This is a genomic window from Planomonospora sp. ID82291 (assembly GCF_015711645.1).
Taxonomy (GTDB): domain Bacteria; phylum Actinomycetota; class Actinomycetes; order Streptosporangiales; family Streptosporangiaceae; genus Planomonospora.
In genome coordinates, this window is record NZ_JABTEX010000002.1 from 26,579 (window position 1) to 40,449 (window position 13,871).

Consider the following 13,871-nt stretch of genomic DNA (forward strand, 5'->3'; position numbering starts at 1 on the left):
CCCCGGTCCGGCGGCCCCGGTCCGGCGGCCCCGGTCCGGCGGCCCCGGTCCGGCGGCCCCGGTCCGGCGGCCCCGGTCCGGCGGGTGCGGTCCGGCGGGTGCGCGGGGCGTCCGCCGACCGGCATGTCCCGTCTCGGGAGATGAGACGGATGGCCGAAGCGGTGAACGGCCGGGGTAGAGTGCTTGCAACCTGCTCAGCAGGTTCGACAACTGAATATTGCTCATCCAGAGGGGTGGAGGGACCGGCCCTGCGAAGCCCCGGCAACCCTCCCGGCGCACGACCCGTGATCTGACGGGGTCGGCCGGGACAGGTGCCAATTCCGGTCTGCGACCACGGTGGCCGCAGACGAAGATGAGGGAAAGGCCTCGCTTCATGGCGCTTGCAAGCACCGAAACCACCACCTCGCCCCTCCGTGCCGGAGACGCCCGTGACGGGGACTTCGGTCCGGCCGTCGCGCTCTCCTGTCGCGAGTGCGGCGCACGATCACCGCTCGGCCCGGACTTCGCCTGTACCGAGTGTTTCGGCCCCCTGGAGATCGCCTACGAGTTCCCGAAGGTCACCCGCGAGGAGATCGCCGCGGGACCGGCGAACATCTGGCGCTACCGCGCGCTGCTCCCCGTCCCCGCGGACGTGGCCGCCAAGCGCAACATGGCCCCCGGCTGGACCCGGCTGGTCAAGGCCGACAACCTCGCCCGCGAGCTGGGCCTGCGCTCCCTGCACGTGAAGGACGACTCCGGCAACCCCACGCACTCCTTCAAGGACCGCGTGGTGGCCATCGCGGTCGAGGCGGCCCGCAACTTCGGCTTCCACACCCTGTCCTGCTCCTCCACCGGCAACCTCGCGGGCGCGGTCACCGCCGCCGCCGCGCGGGCCGGACTGGACGCCTGCGTGTTCATCCCCTCGGACCTGGAGCAGGCCAAGATCGTCATGGCCTCGGTGTACGGCGGGCGCCTGGTGGCCATCGACGGCAGCTACGACGACGTCAACCGCTTCTGCTCGGAGCTCATCGGCGACGAGCTGGGCGACCGGTGGGGCTTCGTCAACGTCAACCTCCGCCCGTACTACGCGGAGGGCTCCAAGACATTGGCCTTCGAGATCGCCGAGCAGCTCGGCTGGCGGCTCCCCGACCAGATCATCGTCCCGGTGGCCTCCGGCTCCCAGCTGACGAAGATCGACAAGGGGTTCAAGGAACTGGTCGCCCTCGGCCTCGTCGAGGACCGGCCGTACAAGATCTTCGCCGCGCAGGCCGAGGGGTGCTCGCCGGTCTCGGCGGCCTACAAGGCCGGCCACGACGTGATCCGCCCGGTCAAGCCGGACACCATCGCCAAGTCGCTGGCGATCGGCAACCCGGCCGACGGCCCGTACGTCCTGGACATCGCCCGGCGCACCGGCGGCGCGGTGGAGGACGTGACGGACGCCGAGATCGTCGACGCGATCCGGCTGCTGGCCCGGACCGAGGGCGTCTTCGCCGAGACCGCGGGCGGCGTCACCGTCGGCGTGCTCCGCAAGCTGGTCGCCGAGGGCAGGCTCGACCCCGACGCCGAGACGGTCGTCCTCAACACCGGGGAGGGGCTCAAGACCCTCGACGCGGTCGCCGACCAGGCGCGGCCCACCGCGGTCATCCGGCCGTCCCTTGACGCATTCCGCGCCGCCCTCGCCTGAGAACTCCTGAAAGGTACTGGACTATGAGCGTTTCTGTGCGGATTCCGACGATTCTTCGCACGTACACCAATGGCGCGGCCGAGGTGAGCGGTGAGGGGGCGACGCTGCGGGAGGTTCTGGAGAAGCTCGACGCGGACTTCCCCGGCATCGGCGCCCGGATCCTCGATGAAACGGGCAAGATCCGGCGTTTTGTCAACGTTTATGTGGGAGAAGAGGACGTCCGTTTCGCCGACAACCTCGACACCGCCACGCCCTCCGGCGCGCAGATCTCCATCATCCCGGCGGTCGCCGGAGGCTGATCCTCCGGGCCGTCCCCGGCCGCTCGTCGTCCCCGTATGAGGCCCGCGCGAGGCCCGCGCGAGGCCCGCTTGAGGCCCGCTTGAGGTCCACGGGACGCCCGCACGACACCTGCGTGACACCGCGCGACACCTGCGTGATGCCGCCGACACCCGCACGCCGCTCCGGCCGCGTGCGGGTGTCGTGCTTTGTGGCGCCCGCTCATATCTGGGGCGTGAGGAAACAATGCAATATTGAACCAAACGGTACGAGGTTAAAACGTTGTTCTCCCGACAAAGGCGGGAGTGGAGGGACGATTAGCGGATTGACTCTGTTGCCCTACGGCGTCCCACAGGTATGGTCGAGAACGATCGATGCGGACAAGGTCTTCACCGCGGAGATCGAAGGCTTCGCGAGTGGAATGGGCGTGGTCTTCAAGGCCGGTAAGAGGAGTCAGAAGTGGCGCAGGGCACCGTCAAATGGTTCAACGCGGACAAGGGCTACGGCTTCATCGCGGTAGACGGTGGTAAGGATGTCTTCGTCCATTACTCCGCGATCATGATGGACGGCTATCGCGCGCTCGAGCAGGGCCAGCGGGTCGAGTTCGAGATCACCCAGGGGCAGAAGGGCCCGCAGGCGGAGTCCGTCCGGGCCGTCTGAAAGCGACCGGGCGGCCGTCCGCGCTTTTCCCGAAGCGACCGGGCGGCCGTCCGCGCTTTTCCCGAAGCGGTCGGGCGGCCGTCCGGGTCTTCCGGGCGGTCGGGTCCTCCGGGAGCGGTCGGGCGGCCGTCGGAGCCGTCCGGAGCCGTCCGGAGCCGTCCGGAGCCGTCCGGAGCCGCCGGGGGTCCGGGCCTCCCGGGGGCGGTCGGGCGGCGGGCGGGCCGGAGACGGCCGGAGACGGCTGGAGACGGCCGGAGGCGGCTGGAGATCCGGTCGCGAGGAGATCCGTTCACCGGGTCTTCGCCGCGCGTTGACGCCTTCGCCCTGAGCGAATCCCAGCTCAGGGCGGCGTGGCTTGCACTCGTCAGGGTAGAGTGCTAAACAGTTCGTTGGCACTCTCTGTTTGAGAGTGCCAACCCTGGATCGAGACGATGGGACCCGCCGAACGGAGTCGCGGGTCCACATGCCGTCGCGGGCGTCGGCTCGATCCGGTGCACGCCACCCTGTGTTTGGGAGGTCTAGCCGTATGGCAGCCAAGATGATCGCGTTTGACGAGGACGCCCGGCGCGGTCTCGAGCGTGGTATGAACCAGCTCGCGGACGCCGTGAAGGTGACCCTCGGCCCCAAGGGCCGTAACGTCGTTCTGGAGAAGAAGTGGGGCGCCCCCACGATCACCAACGACGGTGTCTCCATCGCCAAGGAGATCGAGCTCGAGGACCCGTGGGAGAAGATCGGGGCCGAGCTCGTCAAGGAAGTCGCCAAGAAGACCGACGACGTCGCGGGTGACGGCACCACCACCGCCACCGTGCTCGCCCAGGCGCTGGTCCGCGAGGGCCTGCGCAACGTCGCCGCCGGCGCCAACCCGATGGCCCTGAAGAAGGGCATCGAGGCCGCCGTCGAGCGCGTCAGCGAGGAGCTCTCCAAGCTGGCCAAGGACGTGGAGACGAAGGCGCAGATCGCCTCCACGGCCTCCATCTCCGCGGGCGACCCGCAGATCGGCGAGATGATCGCCGAGGCGATGGACAAGGTCGGCAAGGAAGGCGTCATCACCGTCGAGGAGAGCAACACCTTCGGCCTGGAGCTCGAGCTCACCGAGGGCATGCGCTTCGACAAGGGTTACATCTCGCCCTACTTCGTGACCGACCCGGAGCGTATGGAGGCCGTCCTCGACGACCCGTACATCCTCGTCGTCAACTCCAAGGTCTCCGCCAACAAGGACCTGCTCCCGGTCCTCGACAAGGTCGTGCAGGCCGGCAAGCCGCTGCTGATCATCGCCGAGGACGTCGAGGGCGAGGCCCTGGCCACCCTGGTCGTCAACAAGATCCGCGGCCTGTTCCGCTCGGTCGCCGTCAAGGCCCCGGGCTTCGGTGACCGCCGCAAGGCGATGCTGGGCGACATCGGCATCCTGACCGGCGCCCAGGTCATCAGCGAGGACCTCGGCCTCAAGCTCGAGTCCACCGCGCTGGACCAGCTCGGCCGCGCCCGCCAGGTCATCATCACCAAGGACGAGACCACCATCGTCGACGGTGCCGGTGACGCCGAGCAGATCGCCGGCCGGGTCAACCAGATCCGCGCCGAGATCGAGAACACCGACTCCGACTACGACCGCGAGAAGCTCCAGGAGCGTCTGGCCAAGCTGGCCGGCGGCGTCGCCGTCATCAAGGCCGGCGCGGCGACCGAGGTCGAGCTCAAGGAGCGCAAGCACCGCATCGAGGACGCCGTGCGCAACGCCAAGGCGGCCGTCGAGGAGGGCATCGTCCCCGGCGGTGGCGTGGCCCTGCTGCAGGCCGGCGCCAAGGCGTTCGACAAGCTCGAGCTGCTCGGTGACGAGGCCACCGGCGCCGCGATCGTCCGCAAGGCGCTCGAGGAGCCGCTGAAGCAGATCGCCGTCAACGCCGGCCTCGAGGGCGGCGTCGTGGTGGAGAAGGTGCGCAACCTCACCCCGGGTGAGGGCCTGAACGCCGCCACCGGCGACTACGTCAACATGTTCGAGTCGGGCATCATCGACCCGGCCAAGGTGACCCGTTCCGCGCTGCAGAACGCGGCGTCCATCGCGGCGCTGTTCCTCACCACCGAGGCCGTCATCGCCGAGAAGCCCGAGAAGAACCCCGCTCCGGCCGGCGGCATGCCGGGCGGCGGCGACATGGACTTCTAGTCCGGCGCCTGCTCAGAAGAAGAGGCCGGTCCCGCACGGGACCGGCCCTTTCCTCTTTCCGGCCGGTCTTTCCGGCCGGTCTTCCCCGCCGGTCTTTCCCGCCGGTCTTCTGGGCCGGTCCTCTACGGTCGGTCTTCTCCGCTCAAGGGCTTGACCCAGCGGGCCCACTGCGGCTGGGGGGCGTAACCGACGGCGCCCCAGGCGCGGTGGGCGGGCTCGTTGTCGTGCAGGACCATCGCGTCGGCCCGGAAGGCTCCGAACGCCGCGAAGCGCTCCTCGGCCGCCCGGATCAGCGCGCTCCCGATGCCCTGCCGCCGCCGGGCGGGGTCCACGGCCAGCCGGTAGAGGTGCGCCCGCCAGCCGTCCCACCCCGCGATCAGCGTGCCGGCGGTCTCTCCGCCCACCTCGGCGATGAGGACGGCCTCGGGGTCGCGCTCGATGAGCGCCGTGACCTTGGCCGGGTCGTCGTGCCGGTCGGTCCCCTCCGCGGCAACGAGCCAGAAGGCCAGCAGCGCCTCGACGTCATCGATCCGCCCGTATCGGATGGCCACGTCCATGACCGAGAAGGTACCAGCTCCGCCCGGCCGGGCGGTCAGCCGGTCAGCTCGGGCGGGAGGTCCCCGGCGTGCAGCACCGTCAGGGAGGTGACCGCGCGGGTCAGCACCACGTACAGCCTGGCCAGGCCCCGGGGCTCGGCCGCCACGATGTCGGCCGGTTCGACGACGACGACGTGGTCGTACTCCAGCCCCTTGGCCAGGCTCGCGGGGACGACCAGGAGGCGGTGCTCCTCGACGGAGTCGGGCGCCAGCACGCGGTGGTCGAACCCGGACAGCGCCTCGGAGGCGGCGGCGACCCCGGCGTCGGCGACGATGACGCCGATCGAGCCCTCCCGGGAGAGCGCCTGCGCGACCGCCTCGGCCAGGGAGGCGGCCGGGTCGGGCGCGTGCCGTACTGACAGGGAGCCCGCTCCGGGGCGGAGCGACCGGGGCGCGGCCAGATCCGGGGCGATCGAGGGCAGCAGGCGGGCGGCGTAGTCCAGGACCTCGCGGGGGACGCGGAAGCCGAGGGTCAGCTCGGTCACCGCGCCTCCGCCGCCTCCGCCGCCCCGGCCGTCTGCGCCGTCCTCCCCGCCGCCCGGCGGGAAGCCGAGGTGGTGCAGGACCTCGGTCCAGGAGCGCGCCGACCAGGGGGTGGTGCCCTGGGCGAGGTCGCCCAGGACGGTGGCCGACCCCGTACGGCACCGCCGTCCCAGGGCGCGCAGCTGCATCGCCGACAGGTCCTGGGCCTCGTCCACGACCAGGTGGCCGAGGGACGGCGTGCGCTCCATCATGTCCCCGAGCTCGTCCAGCAGCGCGGCGTCGGCCGCCGACCACTTCGCCGAGCGGAACGACTTGGACGGCCTGGCCCACAGCAGCGCGGCCTGCTCGTCCGGGGTGAGGTCGTCCTTGGCCGAGGCGGCCAGGAACGCGGGGTCGCTCAGCAGCCGGTGCAGGACCTGCCGGGGGGTGAGCCTGGGCCAGACCTGCTCCACCAGCTGCTTGACCGGCTTGGAGCGGGCGACGGCGTCCTGCACCCGGTCGTCGGGGGACTCGCCGCGCTGCTCCATCCGGACCAGCACCAGGTGGGCCAGGCGCTGGGCGAGGGTCGCGCGGCCGGGGTCGTAGCGGGTGGTGCCGCGCAGGGCGGCGACGATCTCGCGGACCTCGTGGTCGGCCACCCGGTAGCGGTTGATCCCCCGGGTGTACAGCAGGCCCTCGGCCGGCTTGACGACGTGCGCCCACAGCGCCCGCCGCAGCACCGGCACCATCCGGGCGTCGCCCTTGACCGCGGCCACCGCGGGGTCCTCCGGGGCGGCGTGGTCGCCCAGCATCCCGGCGACCGTGGTCTGGTCGACCTTGACCTCGCCCAGCGCGGGGAGCACCGAGGAGATGTAGGACAGGAAGGCCCGGTTGGGCCCGACGATCATCACCCCGGACCGGGCGAGCCTCTCCCGGTGGGTGAAGAGCAGGTAGGCGGCGCGGTGCAGGCCGACGGCGGTCTTGCCGGTGCCGGGGGCGCCCTGGACGCACACCGTCCGGGTCAGGTCGTCGCGGACGATCTCGTCCTGGTCGGGCTGGATGGTGGCGACGATGTCGCGCATCGGGCCGGAGCGGGGGCGCTCGATCTCCTCGGTGAGGATCTTCGACTGCCGGAGCGCCTCCCCCCGGTCGAGCCGCTCGTCCTCGAAGGCGGTGAGCTCGCCGCCGTGGTAGCCGAACCGGCGGCGGCGGGAGACGCCCATCGGGTCGGCCGGGCTGGCCTGGTAGAACGCCCGGGAGACCGGGGCCCGCCAGTCGACGACCAGAGGGCGGCTGCGGTCGTCGTGGACGTGCCGGCGCCCGACGTGGACGGTGCCCGGCAGGTCGTCGGTGACGGAGCGGTCCAGGCGGCCGAAGAAGAGCGGGGTGCCGGAGTGGTCGGCGAGCGCGGCCACCCGCTGGTCCAGCAGCGCCTGCAGGATCTGCTGGGAGACCCAGTCTCCGGCGGCGTCCGAGGACAGGGACTGCGCGTGCTCGCGCATCGCGCGCAGGGCGGCGCGGGAGGCGGCCAGGTGCGCGCGTTCGGCGGCGAGGATCCGGGCCGCGGACGCCTCGTCGGAGGTCGCGTCGGCCTCGTCGGAGGCCCTCTCGGAGACCCCCGGGGAGGCCTCCGGGGAGGCCTCCGGGGAGGCCCCCTCGGACGCTCCGCCGGGGGAGCGGGAGACGGGCGGACCGTCCGCGGAGGGACCGGAGGAGGACGGACCGGAGGAGGACGGACCGGGGGAGGACGGACCGGGGGAGGACGGACCGGAAGAGGGGGGATCGTCCGCGGAGGGGTCGGCGTCGGTGCCGGAGAGCAGTCGTTCGGCGGGCATGCGGAAAGCGCCTCACATTCGATAAACGGAGGTGGTGGTCATCAGGCAGCGAATCGACTAGCTTACCGAGGGGCCGGGCGGCGCTCAAAAGGATTGTTCCCGTGCCCGCGAGACCGGACGGCACGCCGTCGCGTGCGGCGGTACGGGCTCCCCGCCCACCGGGCGGAGGCCCGGTGCGGTGCGGGAACCCGGCCGATCAGGCGGAGGCGGCCGCAGCCGAACGGGATTCGTGAAAAGGCGCACGCTTCACCGGGGAAATGCGCGGCAGGTGACTATTCGGTGACCGTCCGTCATTTCTCTGCGGGGGCGCCAAAAAGGTAGGCAAATCTGGTGAAGCGTGCAGAATACGGGGTATGCCGCCACTGTTTGTCGCGGTCCAAAGGAGGGGGTGGTTCCTTTGTCCAAGACCCGCGGGCTTTCGTGGATCTGACAGTGGATCTGACACGGCCATGCGGCGCTCGCCGGCGCGATCTCAGTCGCCGGCGAGCACGTCGTCCGCGTCGATGATCTGGTAGGCGTACCCCTGCTCGGCGAGGAACCGCTGCCGGTGCGCGGCGAACTCCTGGTCGACGGTGTCCCGGCTGACCACCGAGTAGAACCTGGCCCCGCCCCCGCCCGCCTTGGGCCGCAGCACCCGGCCGAGCCGCTGCGCCTCCTCCTGGCGCGAGCCGAACGTCCCCGACACCTGGACGGCCACCGACGCCTCCGGCAGGTCGATGGAGAAGTTGGCGACCTTGGAGACCACCAGGACCCGGATCTCCCGGTCGCGGAAGGCCTGGAAGAGCCGCTCCCGCTCCTTGACCTTGGTGTCCCCCTTGATCACCGGAGCGCCCAGGTGCTCGCCGAGCTCGTCGAGCTGGTCGATGTACTGCCCGATGACCAGCACCTGCTCGTCGGGGTGCCGGTTCACCAGCGCCTCGGTGACCCGGGTCTTGGACGGCGTGGTGGCGCAGAACCGGTAGCGCTCCTCGGCCTCGGCCATCGCGTAGGCGAGCCGCTCGTCGTCGGTGAGCGTGACCCGGACCTCGACGCAGTCGGCCGGGGCGATCCAGCCCTGGTTCTCCATGTCCTTCCACGGCGCGTCGTAGCGCTTGGGACCGATCAGGGAGAACACGTCGCCCTCCCGGCCGTCCTCGCGCACCAGCGTCGCGGTCAGCCCGACCCGCCGCCTGGCCTGCAGGTCGGCGGTCATCCGGAAGATCGGCGCGGGCAGCAGGTGCACCTCGTCGTAGATGACCAGCCCCCAGTCGCGGGCGTCGAACAGCTCCAGGTGGCGGTAGGCGCCCTGCCGCCGGGTCGTCATCACCTGGTAGGTGGCGATGGTGACCGGGCGGATCTCCTTCCTGGTCCCGGTGTACTCGCCGATCTCGTCCTCGGTCAGCGACGTCCGCTTGATCAGCTCCTGCTTCCACTGGTGGGCCGAGACCGTGTTCGTCACCAGGATCAGCGTGGTGGCCCTGGCGTGCGCCATCGCCGCCGCGCCCACGATCGTCTTGCCCGCGCCGCAGGGCAGCACGACCACGCCCGAACCGCCGTGCCAGAACGCCTCGGCCGCCTCCCGCTGGTACGGGCGCAGCTCCCAGCCGTCCTCGGCCAGGGTGATCGGGTGGTGCTCGCCGTCGACGTAGCCGGCGAGGTCCTCGGCCGGCCAGCCCAGCTTGAGCAGGAGCTGCTTGATGTTGCCGCGCTCGCTCGGGTGGACCGCCACCGCGCCGCCGTCGTCGCCGTCCAGCCGTTCGCCCAGCAGCGGCTGGATCTTCTTGGAGCGCAGCACCTCCTCCAGCACGGCCCGGTCGGTGCCGGTCAGGACGAGCCCGTGCGCGGGATGCTTCTCCAGCCGGAGCCGGCCGTAGCGCGCCATGGTCTCGGCGATGTCCACCAGCAGCGCGTGCGGCACCGGGTAGCGGCTGTAGGTGATCAGCGCGTCGATCACCTGCTCGGCGTCGTGGCCCGCGGCGCGCGCGTTCCACAGCGCCAGCGGGGTGACCCGGTAGGTGTGCACGTGCTCGGGCGCGCGCTCCAGTTCGGAGAACGGCGCGATCGCCTTCCGGCAGGCGTCGGCCTGCTCATGGTCGACTTCCAGCAGCAGTGTCTTGTCGGACTGGACGATCAGCGGGCCGTCGGCCACAGACTTCTCCCTCGTGTACGGCTACCGCCTGTCCAACGCCGGATGACGCCTCCGCAGTCCCGGAACGGGCGGACTCCGGTCGGGCCCCGGCCGGGTCAGGCGCCGGCCGCCGTGGCGAACACGGCGACCAGGCCCAGCACGAGCAGCCCGATGTTGGCGCCGATGCCGATCCAGGTCCACGTGAGCAGTTTCCTGGCGTAGGAGGTGTCGGTCTCGACCTTACCGAGCGCGATCCCCGACAGGATCGCGCCGAGGAGACCGCCGAGGCTGACGAAGCAGCTCATCGCCAGCGTGATGCTGACGACCAGCGCGACGATCGCGTGCGTCCTGACGCCGTCGACGTTCCGGTGCGGCCGGGCGCCGTACGGGTCGCCGTAGCCCGGGGTCCCGTAGCCGGGATCGTACGCCGGCGTTCCGTAGCCCTGGGCTCCGTGACCCAGGTCGTACGTGGAGGCCCCGTAGCCCGGGTCGTGGCCGGGGCCGTACGCGGGGGCCCCGTAGCCCGGGTCGTGGCCGGGGGACCCGTACGTCGGGGCGCCGTGGTCCCGCCCGTGTCCGGTCCGGCCGTAGGGGTCGCCGGGCGCACCGTAGGGGTCGCCGGTCCGGCCGTAGGCATCGCCGGGCGCGCCGTGCCCCTGCGGGTCGCGGTCGTGGGGCTGCGCGCCGTACCCCGGGACCCCGCCGGGGCCTGTGCGGTAGGGGCTCCTCCAGTCGTCCGGGTTCGGGCTGGGGCCTTCGGGGGTGCCACTGCTCACGGGGAACTCGCCTCACCTCTACGAACGGTCTGCCTCAACAGATACCACGACCGGGACGGAACGGTCGCAAGGATGCCGGGACGGACACCTCGCCCGGGGGCCGCCGGAGGCCGTGACCGGTCCGCGGCCGGACGCGGACCCGGTCTACGGCTGGACATCGGCCACCCCGGTGATGCGGTGCAGGGCGAAGCGGTGGACCGCCGCCCGCGTCTCGTCGTAGGCGGTGAGGTAGCCGCCCTCCATGCGGGCGGGCTCCAGGATGCGGCTGGTGGCGTTGCCCTGCGAGTCGAGGTAGCCGATCCAGACCTGCGAGCCCTGCCGGATGGCCTCGCGCAGGGCGCCGATCGTGGCGGTCGCCGGGGAGCGGGGCACCTGCCCGTCGGGGGCGGCGGCGGGCTTGCGCCGGGCCCGGTGGGCGGCGTCCCCGGCCCGCACCGCGCGGACCGCGGCCGTGATCACCTCGGCGTCCAGGCCGCCGGACACGGCCGGGGCGCGGAGCTGCGGCGGGCCCTCGGTCCTGCGCACGTCGAGCCTGGTGATGATCACGTCGCCCTCCAGCGACTCGGCCACCGGGGCGTAGCCCATCGCGCGCAGCGAGTCGACGAGGGCCGACCGGGCGGTCTTGGACGCGATCACGGTGGGCGCCAGGCGGCGCAGCCGCAGCGGGGCGGCCCGCCGGTCGGCCATCACCTCGTCGAGCGCGGAGGGGTCGTCGCAGCGCACGTAGGAGCCGGCCGTGCCGACCCGCATGCGGCCGTGGCGGCGGGCCACGTCGGCGACCAGGTAGCCGAGCGGCTGCGGGACCGGAGTGGTCGAGTGCCGTTCCAGCATGGCCAGCATCTCGTCGGCGCCCTGCCCGGCGTCCAGCGCCCGCCGGATCGAGTGCTCACCGAACCGGTAGACCGTCGCGCCGCCGGTGGACTCCACGTCGGCGGCGAGCGCCAGCCAGCGGCTCAGCTCGCCGGTGAGCGGGCCCGGCGCCACCGCGGTCAGGTCGGCCTGGAGCAGCACGTGGTCGAGCGGCACGGGCAGCAGCGGGGCCAGCAGCCCGGCGGCCGTTCCCGCGCCGGTCCCCGCGCCACTCCCCGGGCCCGCTCCCGTCCCGGACTCCGTACGGCCCGCGGCGTCGTCGCCGGCCCGCGCGGGCAGCAGGGCGCGGCCGTGGCGGGCGAGGGCGCCGAGACCGGTGACCCCGATCTGCTCGGCCTCGCGCAGGGTGAACTCCACCAGCCGGTCGCGATGGGGACCGCGGCGGCGCGGCTGCTCCCAGGCCAGGCGCTCCCGGACCGAGTCGAGGGTCGGCGCCAGCGGCGCGGTCGCGGCGTCCCCGGCCGTCGCCAGGACGCCGAGCACGGCCGCGCGGACCTCCGGCGCGGCGGCGCGGCGCAGATCGGGATGGAGCGCGTTGAGCAGCCGGTCGCGCTCGTCACGGTCGCCGATCACCCCGGGCACGCGGTCCGTGGCGAGCCAGGTCGACGCCAGCACGACCCAGCGCTCCTCGGTGGCGCGCACCCGCCAGCCGTCGTAGACGGGGGTGGGCATCCAGTCGCCGTCGACCGCGCCGCTCGCCGCCACCAGGCCGGCGGCGTGCGCCACCTCGATGACCAGCCCGGCCGCCCACTCGGGCAGGTCGAGCAGGGCCGCGGCGCGCTTCAGGTCGCGTACGGCCAGGCCGCCGCCGCGGAGCACACCGGGAGGTTCGGCGCCCCACCGTTCGCAGAGCTCCTCCACCGCGCGGGTGAAGGCGAACGCCTGCCCGGCGGCCGTCCGGTCGGTGAGGTCGCGGGTGCGCTCGGTGCCGGCGAGCGGCGGGGGGACGGGAGACAGCTCGCGGTGGATCCGGCCGCCGCGCAGGAACAGCCCGACCTCGCGCGGCAGCACGACGGACTCCTCCCCGGTCGCGCAGAGCAGCGCCCGGGCGAGCAGCTGCTCGATCGGCGACCGGGCGGTGGCGGCCCGCACCTCGCGGCGGGCGTTGGCCACCCGGCCGCTGGCCGGACCCCAGGCCAGCTCGTCGAGGGCGGACCGGGCCTGCGGGGAGACCTCTCCGACCAGCCGGGCGACGACCTCGGGGTCGGCCAGCAGCGCGCCGAGGGCCTCCGCGGTGTCGCCGCCACCGCCGAGGTCCCCGACCAGCTCGGCCAGGCGCTCGCGGTGGTAGTGCCGGAACGCCTCCCGCGCCGGAGGGCCCAGGCCCGCGGGGCCGTCCAGGACCTCCCGCACGCCGGGCGCCGGGGTCAGGGCGCGGTCGGGGCCGTAGACCAGGGCCAGCGTCCGCAGCCGGTCGACGGTCTGCCGGAACCGGGCCTCGAAGGCGGAGTCCGCCGGCCCGGACAGCGCGCGGGCGACTCCGGCGCGGAGCGGCCGGTAGGAGACCGGGGAGGGGAGCACCGCGAGCGTCTCCACGACCGCGAAGGTGAAGCGGTCGAGCCGGTCGAGCACCCGGCCGACCGCCGACGGGCTGCTCGCCCGCCCGGCCAGCCCCTCGACGTGGGCGGGGACGGGGGTGATGAGCTCGGGGCGCAGGGTGACGAGCTCACGCAGCTGCTCGTCGCTCCGGCCGCGCAACCACTTGGTGAACTCCGTGCTCATTTCCACAATGGTAGGAGTCCCGGCCGACAGCGCGCGGACCGGTACGGTCCCGGGAGACGGGCCGGGGCGGGACCGGCGGCCGGATCAGCCGATCGCCTGCACGGCGGGACGGGGCATGAGGCCGAGCGCGAGCCGTACCCAGGAGTCGACGAAGCGGTCCCTGTCGGCGCGGCCGGGGGGCTCGCCGACGGTCTCCTGGAACAGCCGGTAGTGGATGACCGCGCCGCCCAGCACCGCGCCGATCGCGGGCCAGTCGAGGTCGGCGCCGGCGTACTCGGGCTGAGCCCGGAACCACGTGGTGATCGCGTCGAACATGGGCTGCAGCAGCCCCTCGCGCACCACCGCGACCAGCTCGGGGAACTGGCTGAGGTCACGGAAGAAGACGCGCGTCAGCTCGCTCTCCTCGCGCACCTTGGCCAGCCCCGACCGGCACAGGTGGGCCAGGCGCTCCTCGATGGCCAGGTCCGCCTCGACGGTGCTCATCTCGGCCAGCGTCTCGGCGATCTGCGTGCTGGTCCGGGCGGCGTGCTCGTTCATCGCCGCGGCGAGCACCTCGTACTTCGACTTGAAGTGCCGGTAGAGCCCTCCGGCGCCGGGGGACAGCCCGGAGGCGGCCTCGATCTCGGCGACCGAGGTCGCCGAGTAGCCCCGTTCGGCGAACAGGCGCAGGGCCTCGTCGATGATCCGCTCGCGCGTCGATCTGGTCATTTGTCTGCCGATACCTCCGTCATGACCCTATCCAGTCGCAA

The 13,871-nt window shown here is 72.7% G+C and carries 10 protein-coding genes and 1 riboswitch; of the genes, 4 read left to right on the forward strand and 6 right to left on the reverse strand.

Annotated features, from left to right (window positions below; all coding sequences use genetic code 11):
* Nucleotides 1–218: 218 nt before the first annotated feature.
* Nucleotides 219–359: riboswitch (SAM riboswitch) on the forward strand.
* A gap of 14 nt (nucleotides 360–373) precedes the next feature.
* The 4 genes from thrC to groL all read left to right on the forward strand — a co-directional run bounded on the left by thrC (nucleotide 374) and on the right by groL (nucleotide 4,754).
* Nucleotides 374–1,663 (forward strand): threonine synthase, encoded by a 1,290-nt coding sequence (thrC, locus tag HS045_RS11150; protein ID WP_196451193.1) that lies wholly within the window; start codon nucleotides 374–376, stop codon nucleotides 1,661–1,663.
* A 23-nt stretch (nucleotides 1,664–1,686) separates the two neighbouring features.
* Nucleotides 1,687–1,962, forward strand: coding sequence for a MoaD/ThiS family protein (locus HS045_RS11155; RefSeq protein ID WP_196451194.1), 276 nt, complete (start codon nucleotides 1,687–1,689; stop codon nucleotides 1,960–1,962).
* Nucleotides 1,963–2,398: 436 nt separating this feature from the next.
* Nucleotides 2,399–2,599 (forward strand): cold-shock protein, encoded by a 201-nt coding sequence (locus tag HS045_RS11160; protein ID WP_012895270.1) that lies wholly within the window; start codon nucleotides 2,399–2,401, stop codon nucleotides 2,597–2,599.
* A 526-nt stretch (nucleotides 2,600–3,125) separates the two neighbouring features.
* Complete coding sequence (gene groL / locus HS045_RS11165; RefSeq protein WP_196451195.1) at nucleotides 3,126–4,754, forward strand: chaperonin GroEL; 1,629 nt, start codon at nucleotides 3,126–3,128, stop codon at nucleotides 4,752–4,754.
* A gap of 122 nt (nucleotides 4,755–4,876) precedes the next feature.
* Here the strand turns inward: groL and HS045_RS11170 are convergent, their stop codons facing one another.
* The 6 genes from HS045_RS11170 to HS045_RS11195 form a co-directional block, all read right to left on the reverse strand.
* The gene (locus HS045_RS11170; RefSeq protein WP_196451196.1) at nucleotides 4,877–5,311 is read right to left on the reverse strand and encodes a GNAT family N-acetyltransferase; all 435 of its coding nucleotides are present in this window, start codon (nucleotides 5,309–5,311) and stop codon (nucleotides 4,877–4,879) included.
* A gap of 35 nt (nucleotides 5,312–5,346) precedes the next feature.
* Nucleotides 5,347–7,647, reverse strand: coding sequence for an AAA family ATPase (locus HS045_RS11175; RefSeq protein ID WP_230883994.1), 2,301 nt, complete (start codon nucleotides 7,645–7,647; stop codon nucleotides 5,347–5,349).
* A gap of 472 nt (nucleotides 7,648–8,119) precedes the next feature.
* On the reverse strand, nucleotides 8,120–9,775 hold the full coding sequence (locus HS045_RS11180; protein WP_196451197.1) for a DNA repair helicase XPB: 1,656 nt from the start codon (nucleotides 9,773–9,775) through the stop codon (nucleotides 8,120–8,122).
* 95 nt (nucleotides 9,776–9,870) lie between these two features.
* The gene (locus tag HS045_RS35830; RefSeq protein WP_196451198.1) at nucleotides 9,871–10,530 is read right to left on the reverse strand and encodes a hypothetical protein; all 660 of its coding nucleotides are present in this window, start codon (nucleotides 10,528–10,530) and stop codon (nucleotides 9,871–9,873) included.
* 144 nt (nucleotides 10,531–10,674) lie between these two features.
* The gene (locus HS045_RS11190) at nucleotides 10,675–13,122 is read right to left on the reverse strand and encodes a helicase-associated domain-containing protein (protein ID WP_196451199.1); all 2,448 of its coding nucleotides are present in this window, start codon (nucleotides 13,120–13,122) and stop codon (nucleotides 10,675–10,677) included.
* Nucleotides 13,123–13,206: 84 nt separating this feature from the next.
* On the reverse strand, nucleotides 13,207–13,830 hold the full coding sequence (locus tag HS045_RS11195) for a TetR/AcrR family transcriptional regulator (RefSeq protein WP_196451200.1): 624 nt from the start codon (nucleotides 13,828–13,830) through the stop codon (nucleotides 13,207–13,209).
* Nucleotides 13,831–13,871: the final 41 nt, after the last annotated feature.

What these genes read in the sequence shown, in the direction of transcription:
- thrC (WP_196451193.1), top strand. Translation starts at nt 374, where the DNA reads ATGGCGCTTGCAAGCACCGAAACCACCACCTCGCCCCTCCGTGCCGGA.
- HS045_RS11155 (WP_196451194.1), top strand. Translation starts at nt 1,687, where the DNA reads ATGAGCGTTTCTGTGCGGATTCCGACGATTCTTCGCACGTACACCAAT.
- groL (WP_196451195.1), top strand. Translation starts at nt 3,126, where the DNA reads ATGGCAGCCAAGATGATCGCGTTTGACGAGGACGCCCGGCGCGGTCTC.
- HS045_RS11170 (WP_196451196.1), bottom strand. Translation starts at nt 5,311, where the DNA reads ATGGACGTGGCCATCCGATACGGGCGGATCGATGACGTCGAGGCGCTG.
- HS045_RS11175 (WP_230883994.1), bottom strand. Translation starts at nt 7,647, where the DNA reads ATGCCCGCCGAACGACTGCTCTCCGGCACCGACGCCGACCCCTCCGCG.
- HS045_RS11190 (WP_196451199.1), bottom strand. Translation starts at nt 13,122, where the DNA reads ATGAGCACGGAGTTCACCAAGTGGTTGCGCGGCCGGAGCGACGAGCAG.
- HS045_RS11195 (WP_196451200.1), bottom strand. Translation starts at nt 13,830, where the DNA reads ATGACCAGATCGACGCGCGAGCGGATCATCGACGAGGCCCTGCGCCTG.